Genomic DNA, 12868 nt, shown 5'->3' on the forward strand with positions numbered 1-12868 from the left:
ATATCCTCCTATTTCTTTAATTCCTTTAAGAAACTTGTTCCGTATTCTGGCATGTTCACACCGAAGTTTTCTGCTACAGTTGCACCAATATCAGCAAATGTTTGGCGAAGTGGTAATTCCTTTCCGCCATCCTTCATGCTTGGGCTATACACTAATAATGGTACATATTCACGCGTATGATCTGTACCGTGGTGAATTGGATCGTTACCATGGTCTGCTGTAATGATTAATAAATCATCTTCTTTTAATTTTTCAAATACCTCTGGAAGGCGTGCATCGTATTCTTGTAATGCTTCTCCATACCCTTGTGGATCACGGCGATGACCAAACATTGCATCAAAATCAACTAAATTTAAGAAGCTAAGACCTGTAAAATCCATATTCAATGTATCTACAAGTTTATCCATTCCGTCCATATTAGATTTTGTACGAAGCGCTTCTGTTACGCCTTCTCCATCGTAAATATCAGAAATCTTTCCAATCGCAATTACATCATAATTATTATCTTGTAATTCAGTCATGACTGTACGTCCAAACGGTTTTAACGCATAGTCATGACGATTTGGTGTACGTGTAAAGTTTCCTGGTTCACCAACGAACGGACGTGCAATAACGCGACCTACCATATACTTTTCATCCAATGTTAATTCACGTGCAATTTTACAAATATTGTACAATTCTTCAAGCGGTACTACTTCTTCATGAGCCGCAATTTGTAATACGCTGTCCGCAGAAGTATATACAATTAAAGAGCCTGTTTCCATTTGTTCTTTACCAAGTTCATCAAGAATGGCAGTTCCAGAAGCAGGCTTATTGCCAATAATTTTGCGTCCTGTTCTCGCCTCTAATTCATCAATTAATTCTTTTGGGAATCCTTCAGGGAACACTTGGAATGGTTTATCAATGTAAAGACCCATAATTTCCCAATGACCTGTCATTGTATCTTTCCCTGTAGATTTTTCTTGCATTTTTGTATAGTAACCAAGCGGATTTTCTACTTTGGAAATTCCTTTCATTTCACTAATATTTCCAAGTCCTAACTTCACCATATTTGGCATATTCAATCCATTCATATGTTCCGCAATATGCCCTAATGTATCAGCTCCTAAATCACCAAACTTTTCAGCATCTGGTGCTTCTCCAATTCCTACTGAATCCATTACGACTAGGAAAATACGTTTATATTTATGCATCATGACAACCTCCTATATGTTCAGTTCTACTTCTTGTAGTATGTTCAAAACGCTGTAAAGTGAAACTGTTATGAATGAGAATTCTCTCATTTGCTCAAGAATATAACTTACATTTTTCAGTCATTCTCTAACTCTTCTCATCTGATATAAAATGAAACAGAAACTTTCCTGTTTTTTCTAAGTCAGATGTCAGACTTCTTATACTTACATCATAACATGTTTGCGCTTTCTTTTTCATACATTTTCGTAGAAATTCTTATTTTCCTCACATTTCTATTGTAATCTATTCTGGTGCAAATCGCTAATAAAATTATGACTTATTTCGTACTATAATAATAAAAAAACAGCCCTAATGAGCTGTTTTTTATTTTACTTCTATTGCTTCTTCTTTATGTTCGTGAAGATCACCTTTTCTTACATGAACTTTCACATTATATTTACCGGATTCTTTAAATGTATATTTGCTTACATATTCACCTTTGTTATCTTCTTTTGCTGTGATGAATGCATGTTTCTCTACACCATCTTTCCAAATTTCAAATTGCACTTCTGCTTCAGTTAGTGCTTCTTCTTTTTGTTTCACATGAGCTTTCATTGTAGATTCAACATTTGCTTTCACATCACCAGCCATAAGATGAATCATTGTATCACTTTTATGGTCACCATGTCCTGCTTCATGACCATCATGTCCTTTTTTTGCATCTTCAACTTTCGCATTTCCTACAGCCACTTTTACTTCTGGCATTACATGCATTTCACGAGCGTTTGTATGAGCAATAATATGGTACACACCATCAGAAGGGAATATTTTTTCAACAGCATAAACCCCTTTTCCTTTATGCTTCCCATTTAACATTTCATGCTTTTCATCGCCATCTTTCCAAATTTCAAACTTCACATCGTCAGCATCTGTTACTTTCTCTTTTCCTTGTGTGACAAGTGCTTGTACTTCTGTTTTCTCATTTGGTTTCATTTCTTTTGGATTTGTTTGAACTGCTACCTTCACTTCTTCAAGCTTCTCTTTTTTTGGAGATTCTTCCTTATTTGTATTGCAACCAGCCAATGCTAGCATTGCGATAAATAAAGTAGTTATAAATTTTTTCATTGTATTTTCCTCCTTCGTACTTTATTTAGTATAGAGGAAATCACTAGTTATATTCTAGCCTTCTGCTGAAAACAATGTACGAAATGTTTGTGAAGTTTTTGTGAAATACTCTTTTTTATTCGAAATGGCACGAAAAAGAGCATAAGTCATCTTATGCTCTTGGGTGAAACTGTTTATATACGTCTTTTAATCTAGTTTTTGAAACATGTGTATAAATTTGTGTTGTAGAAATATCTGCATGCCCTAACATTTCCTGTACAGCACGTAAGTCTGCTCCATTTTCTAACAGGTGCGTAGCAAAAGAATGACGCAATGTATGCGGTGTAAGCTCTTTCTCAATATTTGCTTCTTTTGCTAAACGCTTTAAAATCTTCCAAAAACCTTGACGAGATAATCGATTACCGTGGTGATTTAAAAATAATGCATCCACTGCCTTTTTTCCCATCAATTCTTTTCTTCCTTTTTCAATATAGCGCTGAATTGCTTCTGTAGCTAAACTTCCAAGTGGAATAATTCTTTCCTTATTTCCTTTTCCGACGCAGCGAACAAATCCCATTGTTAAATGAACATCCTCTAAATTGAGTGCAATTAATTCTGAAACACGCAGTCCTGTGGCATATAATAACTCCAACATTGCTTTATCTCGAATACCGTAAGCACTCGTCGTCTTTGGTGTTTGTAACAATGCTTCAACCTCACTTACCGATAAAACTTTCGGCAGTTTTCGCTCCCCTTGTGGTGTTTCAATATGTACTGACGGATCATGTTCTACCGCTCGTTCACGAAGTAAAAATTGATGAAACGAGCGAATCGATGCAATATGGCGCGCTAATGTTTTTGAAGATTTTCCATTCTCTCTTAAATGCTGCAAAAAGTTAACGATTTGCATACGAGTCACTTCATGAAAAGTTTTCATTTGTTCCACCTTTTGCAAATACTTTACATAACTTTTTAAATCTCTTTCATAAGATACAACCGTATTTTTGGCCAATCCTTTTTCCACAACCATATAATGTATAAAATCTTTTAATTGATCTTCCAATCTACACTACTCCCCATTTTCATAGAAAAAAATCATTCTATTTACGAAAGCATCTTTTGCTGGTTCCTCATTCCCTGATACTTTTTCTACTGTCTCTTCTTTTGGCTTTTCATAACGATGATAACTTTCATATTCTTCATTTATCCATAGTATAGCGAAATAAAACAAAATCGTACAACTTGTAAACAATAAAAATACTTTCATTCCATCATAAGTTAATTTCAAAGCCCGGCGCATAATAAACTCCTCCAAATGATATGTTATTACAACATATGCCAAGCTTTCTATCATTTATACCTCACTCAAATAAAAAACCTCTTCCTAGCTAGATAGGAAAAGGCTATTTTTCATTCGTTTCATTTTCTTGACAGTTTTCACAAATCCCATGGAAAGTTAAACGATGATCTTTCACCTTAAAGTTCCAATCTCGCTCTACTTTTTTCTCCACTTCTCCAAGCAAATCTTCTTGGATTTCTTGGACAGCACCACATTTTGTGCAAATTAAATGATGATGGAAACGCTGTGCACCTTCTTGGCGTAAGTCATAGCGTGAAACACCGTCTCCAAAGTTGATTTTATCGACAACTTTCAACTCAGATAATAACTCTAAAGTTCGATAGACGGTTGCTAATCCGATCTCTGGCGACTTTTCTTTTACAAGGAGGTAAACATCTTCTGCACTTAAATGATCTTCTTCATTTTCCAGCAGCACACGAACCGTTGCTTCACGTTGTGGTGTTAATTTGTAGCTCGCTGCATGTAATTGTTTCTTAATTCGTTCAATTCTCTCTTCCATTCGGTACTACTCCCTCCTCGCCACTCTTACACCATTATATCAGAAGAAGGGCTTCTGTCAAAAGAAAAAACAATCAAAATAAGTTGATAATTATTCTCATGTAATATTTATTTTTTATTAATAACTTCAACGACTTCTTTCATAAGTACTGGTGACGCATAAGCTTCAATACTTGAAGCGATTGCTAGTACAGCCCCAATAATAAGAAAAAAACAAGTATAACGAATTAATAACGGTAGTAGTGGCTCGTTGATCTTTCGAATAAATTGATGCTTGATCATGCGCAATGAAAAACTAGCAGCAATCGTTGTCATGATAAGAAAGGCTGGAATAATAATTAAATTTTGCGGCAAAACGGAGACAAAGGCTAATAATAGTCCGTTCCAACCATGTTGGCTCACTAAAAAACCAACTGTAAATCCAATAACGACTCCTTTTAAAAATAATAAAATAAAAATAAGTGGTAATCCAATAATAGAAATCCCTAGTATCCAAATAAATCCAATATATTTCAATTGTGAAACGTAACTTTCACGAAACATTTCACTCGCGAGTGCAAATTCCCCTTTTGAGACTTGTCCAAAAAAACGACTTAAATAAAATGATAAATCTTGCTTCTGATTCACCTGTAAGCTATTTACAAGTATTGCTCCAAACACCACGCCCATCAGTAGTAAAACTGAAACAAATATATAAAGCGAGGAGTTTTCTTGTATATGAGCTATTACACGATCTTGCCAAGTTTTTCGCAACATTTTTCTTCCCTCCGTTCATACTCTTACTAAAAATGTATGAACAAGAGAAAAAAAGTATGATTAATTAAGATTGAAATTCCGCCCTACTTTGCTAAACTTAAAAGTAGAGAATAGGAGGGATTTCCTTTGAAACCATTATTATTAGATTTTCCAACATTATTTCAGACGGAGCGTTTACAAGTGCGCAAGCCATTTCCAGGCGACGGATCCGAGGTCTATGAAGCAATTCAAGCTTCTTTAGAAGATTTACAACCGTGGATGCCCGTTACAATCGACACCGAAGAAAAGGCTGAAGAAATCGTCCGAGAAGCTCACGGACAATTTCTACTTCGTGAAACATTAGCCTTTCACTTATATGATAAAGTCTCTAGTACTTTTATCGGAGCTCTTACTCTTCAGCCAGAAAACTGGGATATTCCAAAGTTTTCGCTTCATTTCTGGTTACATAGCGCTTATACAAAACAAGGATATATGACAGAAGCTGTGAAAGGCGCTGTTCAATTTGCTTTTGATAAACTCAGTGCTAGAAGACTTGAAATTCGCTGCGATGCAACAAATACAAATGCATGCGCTGTAGCAGAGCGACTTGAGTTTATTTTAGAAGGTACGCATGAAAATGATTTTCTCGCTCCAGACGGTACATTACGTGATACACGCGTCTATGCGAAAATCAACTAAAACACTCGCCTAAGGCGAGTGTTTATTTTTGTAATTGTAAATATTGCACAGCAAACATTGTCTTTGCATCATGAATACGTTGACTTTTCATAAGTGAAATCGCTTCTTCTAATGATACTTCCATAAGCTCTACAAATTCATCTTCATCTAAAGCCGCTTTATTTTCTTTTCTTTTTAACCCTGTTGCTTTATATACATACAGAATTTCATCGGCAAAACCTGGCGATGTGTAAAAGGATGTAATAAATTCCATTTCGTCACATACATATCCTGTTTCTTCTTCCAATTCACGAACAGCCGTTACTTCAGGCTTCTCTCCTGGCTCTAATTTGCCAGCAGGAATCTCCACGATCTCTTTCTCGAGCGCTTTACGATATTGCTCAACAAGAACGATTTTCCCTTCGTCCGTTATCGCAATAATCGCAACCGCGCCAGGATGATTGACAATCTCACGTTTACTCATTTCTCCATTTGGCAATACTACTTCATCAACGCGAACTTTAATGACTTTCCCATCAAAAATGGGTTCAGTTGCAACTGTTCTTTCTGCAAGATTACTCACACTTATCCATCTCCCTATTCTATTTCCTATTTGTTCTTCATACATTTTACCACAATGAAAGGAGCGTGATAAAAATGAAAATATATATTTTACCAAATCAAGTTACATTAGTCGGTAAAGCTTGGCAAATTCGCAATAAATTAAAGCAATACGGAAAAGAATACGAAACGGTACAAGATTGGATTACGAAAACGAAAAGGTAAACATTTGTCAACCTTCTTTCGCTTTCGTACAATACAGGTAAGGAGGTTGACAAATGAAAAAACGCCAATTAGGACATTCAGATTTATATGTGACTGAGATGGGACTTGGCTGCATGTCTCTTGGTACAGAAGAAACGCAAGCCATTTCTATTATTCATGAAGCCATCGATTTAGGAATAAACTTTTTTGATACAGCAGACTTATATCATTACGGACTAAATGAAGAGTTTGTCGGAAAAGCTTTGAAAGGAAAACGCGATCAAGTTATTTTAACAACAAAAGTCGGAAATCGCTGGACATCAGAAAAAAACGGATGGTCTTGGGATGCTTCTAAAACTTATATAAAAACAGAAGTAAAAGAAAGCTTAAGACGCCTTCAAACTGATTATATTGATTTATATCAACTACATGGAGGAACGATAGAAGATCCGATTGAAGAAATAATTGAAGCGTTTGAAGAGTTAAAACAAGAAGGAATCATCCGCCATTACGGTATCTCTTCGATTCGTCCAAATGTGATTCGCGAATATGCAAAACGCTCTAATATCGTGAGTGTACTGATGGAATATAGCTTATTAAACCGCCGACCTGAAGAATGGTTTCCGCTGCTTCAAGAACATCAAATTAGCGTTATCGCAAGAGGTTCACTTGCAAAAGGATTATTGACAGATGACAATGAGAGAAAAGTAGAAAAAGTGAAAGAAAAAGAGTATTTGTCTTATTCTTATCCTGAATTAACTCGCACTTTAACTGCGATAAAAGAAGTTACGAAAGAACGTTCATTAACTGAAACTGCGCTTCAATATTGTTTACACAATCCGATTGTAGCAGCTGCCATCCCTGGTGCAAGCTCTATTCAACAATTGCGAGAAAATGTACGAGCTTATTCAAAATGTGCATTAACGAATGAAGAATATAAACAAATCCAAGCTGCCGTAAAATGTGATACATATGCACTACATCGATAAAAAAGCTACCAAATGGTAGCTTTTTTACATCGTATCGTACTTATCAGGATTTGTCCCAATACGTACATTACAATCTAATGTATCAATTTGTTTCATTTCCTCTTCTGTTAATGAAAAATCAAAGATTGTAAAATTCTCTTTAATGCGAGATGGTGTAACGGACTTTGGAATGGTTACAATGCCACTTTGAATATCCCAGCGTAAAATAATTTGGGCAGGTGTTTTGTTATACTTACTAGCAATCTCTTGAATAATCGGATGCTCAAATACTTCTCTCCCCCTCATTAACGGGCTCCACGCTTCCATTTGAATTTGTTCATTTTGACAAAAGTCACGTAACTCAAACTGCGCAAGCATTGGATGCAGCTCCACTTGGTTTACCATCGGCTTCACATGACAGTTGGCTAAAAGATGTTCTAAATGATGTTGATGGAAATTAGAAACTCCAATCGCTCGCACTTTTCCTTCTTCATATAATTTCTCTAAAGCTCGGTATGTATCGATATACTTTCCTCTAACTGGCCAGTGAATTAAATATAAATCTACATAATCCATTTGTAACTTTTTCAAACTTTTTTCAAACGCTTGAAGTGTCTCTTCATACCCTTGATTATCATTCCATACTTTTGTTGTAATAAATAACTCTTCACGCGGAATTCCCGAGTTACGAACCGCTTCACCGACACCGCTTTCATTTTCATATACTGCCGCTGTATCAATAGAACGATACCCAATTTCTAAAGCCGTTTTTACCGCTCGGTTTACTTCCTCTCCCTCTTTGGCTTTATATACCCCTAAACCAAGCATTGGCATTTTTACACCATTATGAAGTGTCGTTGTTGGAATATACATGATTACTCCTCCTTCTTTATCCTTGCAATATAAAACTTAATCGACCAGTTCTATCATTTTTTTATAACCTTCACTTCATTTGAACAAGATTTCCGAAAAAAGTCAAAACATACACACGGTTTACATAATTTTTTATTTTTCTCTTCCCTATAAAAATAACGCAAGCTTATTCACTTGCGTTATTTCCTAACCACTCTTTTGCTTTTTTATCAATATTCCGTATAAATTCCGTTTTTCCTTCTGTATACTTTCCACCATCATATGTATACTTTTCAGCTAATTCGTTTTTTAAAGTTGCATAAGCTTCCGCTTCTTCGCAGTGTGCCATCATATAGTCACGAAACGCTAGATGCCTTACAATTTCTGGATTCCCTCTTTCGAAGACGTGTAAATGATAGGAACGTTTTTCTTCTGTGCCATGAATGAAGTAACGGCGACCGATCATACCATTTTCCCCTTTTACAATATAACCAAGCTTTTCAAACAGCTTATTCCACTCGTCCACTCTTCCAATATTTTCCACTTCCATAATCATATCTACAATTGGCTTCGCAGCGAGTCCCGGTACAGATGTACTGCCAATATGATGTATTTTCACACGTTCTGGCATCACTTCTTTTAACCTTTTTGCCTCCGCTTGAAATTTCTCAATCCAATGATTTTCATACGGAACGACTACAATTTTTCTCATCCCAATTCCCCTTTTTCCTCTAGATTGTAAAAAATCATCAGCGTAAATCTACTGATGATTTCTTCCTACTATTTAAAGTCTTTCCAACTTAGATTACTTTCACTTAATAGTTCTTCAAACGACTTATTTTTTTCGCGTTCTTTTTGTTCTCGGCGTTTTCTTTCTTGCTCTTTCAACTCTTTTTCTTCTATTCTTGCTTGTAGTTCTTTCTTTTTACTTTTCAACTGATCCATTAACGATGCATTCAGCTGATCTCCAATTGTAATAGAATCTTTTTCTTTTTGATTCATTTGACTTTGTCTTTGTTTCTTTTTCTTCATGTCTTGCTCACCTTTTACTTTTTTCTTCATTATAGGGTAAATGCGGTACTCTAAACAATAAAAAAGCTATATCAATTCATTTTCTCATTCTAAACCACTTGGACTAAAAAGAGGCCGAATCGTTTCTACGTATGAGCAGATCCTCTCTTTCATACATAATATAAGATTTGTAAAAATGTAAATTCATCAATAATTTTTTGTTAATTCTCAAAAATCTTGCTATTTTTTGTAGAAATAACTCTCTTAATCTATTAAAATTATGCCGTATGATGTCAAATTATAAAAAGGAGTAATCGATAATGTGGAAAAAAATAATTCCTTCCCTTGCTATTTTTAGTATGGTCACATGCTCAACTGTCTTTGCTGCACCTCACTCTCAAACACCTTCAGAACAAAATCGCTACATAGATGTACAAATGCTTGGCATCAATGATTTTCATGGTCAATTAGATACGGTAAAGAAAATAAATAACAAGGAAGCAGGTGGCGCTGAATACTTAGCTACCTATTTACGTGATCGTGAAAAACAAAACCCAAATACATTAATGGTACATGCTGGTGATAGTGTTGGAGCTAGTCCACCTATTTCAGCCTTATTACAGGATGAGCCAACGATTGAATTTTTAAATGATTTAGGTTTTGATGTCGGAACAGTTGGGAACCATGAATTTGATGAAGGAATCAACGAGATGCATCGCCTTATTTATGGCGGTTATCATGAGAAGACTGGAAACTTTAAAGGGGCGAAATTTCCATATATCGCTGCCAACTTCTACAACAAATCTACCGGCCGTTTATTTCTACCACCATTTACTGTCAAAATGGTGCAAGGCGTACCTGTTGGCTTCATAGGTGTAGTCACAACAGATACCCCTAACATTGTCATGCCTACCATGCTCGAAAATGTTCAAATTACAGATGAAGTTGAAGCAGTTAATAAAGCTACAAAACAACTTAAAAGACTAGGGGTCAAATCCATCGTTGTTCTCGCTCATGTTGGAGGTACGACGAATCATGATGGTGTAACAAACGGAGATCTCGTTCGCTTAGCAACGGAAACAGATTCAGAAGTCGATATTATTTTCGGTGGGCATAGTCACACTTATGTAAATGGAACAGTTAACAATAAACTACTTGTACAAGCTCATTCATACGGCACGGCTTTTGCTGATGTAGATATACAAATTGATCGAAAAACAAAAGACATTGTTTCCAAAAAAGCAGAGATTGTTACAACCTATCATGAAGGGATAGAACCTGATAAACAAGTGAAACAAAAGCTTGATCAATATAAAGAAAAGATTGCACCTCTTGTCAATGAAGTTGTCGGAAAAACGAATACTCCACTAGATCGGAAACAAAATGCTGCTGGAGAATCTACTCTCGGAAATTTCATTGCTGACGCTCAGCGTGCCACTATGCAAGCTGATATTGCCCTAATGAATCCAGGTGGCATTCGTAACGACTTAGACGCAGGCGATATTACATGGGGAGAATTATACGGAGTTCAACCGTTCGGTAACCAATTAATCAAAGTACATTTAACAGGGCAAGATATCCGTGATCTGTTAAATCAACAATGGCAAAAAGGAATAACAAGGATGCTACAAATCTCCGGTATTCAATATAGTTGGGATGCCAATAAGCCAGATGGTGAAAAAGTAACAACGATTCGTCTAGCCAATGGAGAAGAACTCGCTCCTTCCAAAACATACAGTGTTGTTGCCAACGCTTTTCTAGCTTCAGGTGGAGATGGATTCATTAGCTTTAAAAATGGGCAAAATGCTGAAACAGGTCCAACTGATTTTGAAGCGTTAGTTGATTACGTCAAACAAATGAAAGAACCAATCCAACCAACGATTGACGGAAGGATACAAAGGGTGAACTAACTCTCAAAACCCTCTATTCTATTAAAAATAGGGGGTTTTTTATTGATTTTGTATTCTTTCGCTTCTCTTTCGTTAAAGATGGAAGTCTCACTACGCACAAATAGTTTCAATTTCTCCGCATCATAATATCGTTACCGAGAAAGCGCCTCTTTTAAGAAAATAACAGAATCGTTGTCACTCAAAAAGTAGGTAGCTATCTCGTATTGTTCATCGTTCAATCATCATATATCTCATATTTTTTTAGAAATTCTTGTAATGCCTCTTCTACTGCTTGAGATTTATGCATCCCTTTCGTGCTACATAGATCATCTAATTGCTCTAGCACTTCCGTACATATAGAAAACGTACGTTTCTTTTTTTTCTTGCAATCTTTTTTCTTTAGAAAAAAGCGTTCCTCTCTTCTTTGTAATAATTCATATATGCTCTGCAATTGTTCATAAATTAATACTTGATAATCCGTCTTTACGTACTGCAATGCTATGGCCTCCTGGAGGTATAAATGACGAGGTTCTTCTCCCTCTCCAGTAAATATTCGTTTCTTCTGCTCACTGTCATATTCATATCCAAGCATTCTTAACTTTTTTGACAATGTATAGGGGCTCATTTCGAGACGTTTTGCAAGAATTGCGATCGGTTCCCGTTTATTTAAGCGATCTATAATTTCTCCAATTGTCACTTTTTTCTCCCCCCTCCAGAGCTCACATACTTGAAATACAGATAGTAAGTTATGATACAATGATTTTCTAACAGTATATGCAAATTCCCCAGCTTGTGCGATACATATACGATTGAAGAAAGAGAGGTTTTTCACATGCTTTTTCGTAGCCACACTCCATCGTTTTACACTGAAAATAAACAGCTCATCCCTGGTAGTATCGCTACGATTGAAAGCGTAATGATTAACAACCGAAAACAATCTTTACTTATACGCGGGCGAGCCGTAACAAACCCTATCTTGTTATGTTGCCACGGTGGGCCTGGTATGGCGCAAATCGGATTTATTCGCCATTTTCAAACAGAGTTAGAAAAGCATTTTATCGTTGTCAATTGGGATCAGCGCGGGGCGGGAAAGTCTTTTTCATGGCGAGATATTCAAACTCCTTTCACCATTGAACAGTTCATTTCAGATACAGTGGAAGTCATTCGATATCTTCTATCTCGCTTTAACCGAAAAAACTTATTTTTAGCTGGACATTCATGGGGCAGCATTATTGGATTAAAAGTCGCACATACGTATCCAGAATATATCAAAGCTTATATTGGTATTGGACAAATTGTACACATGAAGCAAAACGAAGAACTTTTATTTCAACACTTAATTCATTCCGCCAAAAAACATGGACATACACGAGCATTGACCTCTCTTACAAAATTAGGAAATCCACCTTTCTTAGACATGAAACGGCTGATGATTCAAAGAAGGTGGCTTAGCATATTTGGAGGTGCCGTTCAAAACGGTTCTTCATTTTCCTTTATTCGAAAAGGTTTCTTTTCTTCAGAATATACTTTGCTTGATTGGTTGAAATTTCTCGCCGGTAATGTAAAGTCAGGAACATTATGGGAAGAGATGTTAACCGTTGATTTTTTCTCAACTATTTTAGAATTGTCGATCCCAATTTATTTTTGTTCTGGCCGCTTCGATTATCAAACTCCTTATGCACTTGTACAACAATATTGCGATAGGATTCGAGCGCCAATCAAGAAAATGATTTGGTTTCCAAATTCCGCACATTCCCCGAATTTGGAAGAACCAGAACGATTTGCTCACTCTTTACATTCCATTAAACAAGAATTGTCCTTTTCACATTAATCAT

At 36.1% G+C, this 12868-nt stretch carries 16 protein-coding genes; 5 read left to right on the plus strand and 11 right to left on the minus strand.

Annotated elements, in window-relative coordinates; genetic code table 11:
- Positions 1–8: 8 nt before the first annotated feature.
- The 6 genes from deoB to spoIIM all read right to left on the minus strand — a co-directional run bounded on the left by deoB (position 9) and on the right by spoIIM (position 4861).
- Complete coding sequence (gene deoB, locus MR058_RS09065; RefSeq protein ID WP_242143654.1) at positions 9–1193, minus strand: phosphopentomutase; 1185 nt, start codon at positions 1191–1193, stop codon at positions 9–11.
- Positions 1194–1557: 364 nt separating this feature from the next.
- A complete protein-coding gene (locus tag MR058_RS09070; protein ID WP_242143655.1) occupies positions 1558–2298 on the minus strand; it encodes a FixH family protein in 741 nt (246 codons plus the stop codon).
- Between the two features lie 151 nt (positions 2299–2449).
- Positions 2450–3340, minus strand: coding sequence for a site-specific tyrosine recombinase XerD (gene xerD, locus MR058_RS09075; RefSeq protein WP_012095247.1), 891 nt, complete (start codon positions 3338–3340; stop codon positions 2450–2452).
- A gap of 6 nt (positions 3341–3346) precedes the next feature.
- Positions 3347–3577 carry a YqzK family protein gene (locus tag MR058_RS09080; RefSeq protein ID WP_242143656.1) on the minus strand — a complete coding sequence of 77 codons (231 nt, stop codon included), beginning with the start codon at positions 3575–3577 and terminating at the stop codon, positions 3347–3349.
- Positions 3578–3680: 103 nt separating this feature from the next.
- Positions 3681–4136, minus strand: a complete 456-nt coding sequence (fur, locus tag MR058_RS09085; protein WP_242143657.1) for a ferric iron uptake transcriptional regulator — start codon at positions 4134–4136, stop codon at positions 3681–3683.
- 107 nt (positions 4137–4243) lie between these two features.
- A complete protein-coding gene (gene spoIIM, locus MR058_RS09090) occupies positions 4244–4861 on the minus strand; it encodes a stage II sporulation protein M (RefSeq protein WP_313949168.1) in 618 nt (205 codons plus the stop codon).
- Between the two features lie 156 nt (positions 4862–5017).
- Between spoIIM and MR058_RS09095 the strand changes: the two genes are divergently transcribed.
- Positions 5018–5569: a GNAT family N-acetyltransferase gene (locus tag MR058_RS09095; protein WP_242143659.1), complete on the plus strand. Its 552-nt coding sequence runs from the start codon at positions 5018–5020 to the stop codon at positions 5567–5569.
- 22 nt (positions 5570–5591) lie between these two features.
- Here the strand turns inward: MR058_RS09095 and MR058_RS09100 are convergent, their stop codons facing one another.
- Positions 5592–6131, minus strand: coding sequence for an NUDIX domain-containing protein (locus tag MR058_RS09100; protein ID WP_242143660.1), 540 nt, complete (start codon positions 6129–6131; stop codon positions 5592–5594).
- 74 nt (positions 6132–6205) lie between these two features.
- Between MR058_RS09100 and mciZ the strand changes: the two genes are divergently transcribed.
- Positions 6206–6334 carry a Z-ring formation inhibitor MciZ gene (gene mciZ, locus MR058_RS09105; protein ID WP_242143661.1) on the plus strand — a complete coding sequence of 43 codons (129 nt, stop codon included), beginning with the start codon at positions 6206–6208 and terminating at the stop codon, positions 6332–6334.
- Positions 6335–6387: 53 nt separating this feature from the next.
- The gene (locus MR058_RS09110; protein WP_242143662.1) at positions 6388–7302 is read left to right on the plus strand and encodes an aldo/keto reductase; all 915 of its coding nucleotides are present in this window, start codon (positions 6388–6390) and stop codon (positions 7300–7302) included.
- A gap of 24 nt (positions 7303–7326) precedes the next feature.
- On the opposite strand, the gene MR058_RS09115 is transcribed toward MR058_RS09110, so the two are convergent.
- The 3 genes from MR058_RS09115 to MR058_RS09125 form a co-directional block, all read right to left on the minus strand.
- A complete protein-coding gene (locus MR058_RS09115; RefSeq protein WP_242143663.1) occupies positions 7327–8154 on the minus strand; it encodes an aldo/keto reductase in 828 nt (275 codons plus the stop codon).
- Positions 8155–8320: 166 nt separating this feature from the next.
- A complete protein-coding gene (locus MR058_RS09120) occupies positions 8321–8845 on the minus strand; it encodes a GrpB family protein (protein WP_242143664.1) in 525 nt (174 codons plus the stop codon).
- Between the two features lie 68 nt (positions 8846–8913).
- Positions 8914–9165, minus strand: a complete 252-nt coding sequence (locus tag MR058_RS09125) for a YqkE family protein (protein ID WP_242143795.1) — start codon at positions 9163–9165, stop codon at positions 8914–8916.
- A gap of 299 nt (positions 9166–9464) precedes the next feature.
- Between MR058_RS09125 and MR058_RS09130 the strand changes: the two genes are divergently transcribed.
- Positions 9465–11054, plus strand: coding sequence for a bifunctional metallophosphatase/5'-nucleotidase (locus MR058_RS09130; protein WP_242143665.1), 1590 nt, complete (start codon positions 9465–9467; stop codon positions 11052–11054).
- Positions 11055–11268: 214 nt separating this feature from the next.
- Here the strand turns inward: MR058_RS09130 and MR058_RS09135 are convergent, their stop codons facing one another.
- Positions 11269–11730 (minus strand): ribbon-helix-helix domain-containing protein, encoded by a 462-nt coding sequence (locus tag MR058_RS09135; RefSeq protein WP_242143666.1) that lies wholly within the window; start codon positions 11728–11730, stop codon positions 11269–11271.
- 135 nt (positions 11731–11865) lie between these two features.
- Here MR058_RS09135 and MR058_RS09140 point away from each other — a divergent pair, with 135 nt between their 5' ends.
- Positions 11866–12864, plus strand: a complete 999-nt coding sequence (locus MR058_RS09140) for an alpha/beta fold hydrolase (protein ID WP_242143667.1) — start codon at positions 11866–11868, stop codon at positions 12862–12864.
- Positions 12865–12868: the final 4 nt, after the last annotated feature.

It is taken from the genome of Bacillus cereus group sp. BfR-BA-01430, from assembly GCF_022663115.1.
In the GTDB taxonomy this organism is placed as follows: Bacteria; Bacillota; Bacilli; order Bacillales; family Bacillaceae_G; genus Bacillus_A; species Bacillus_A cereus_BD.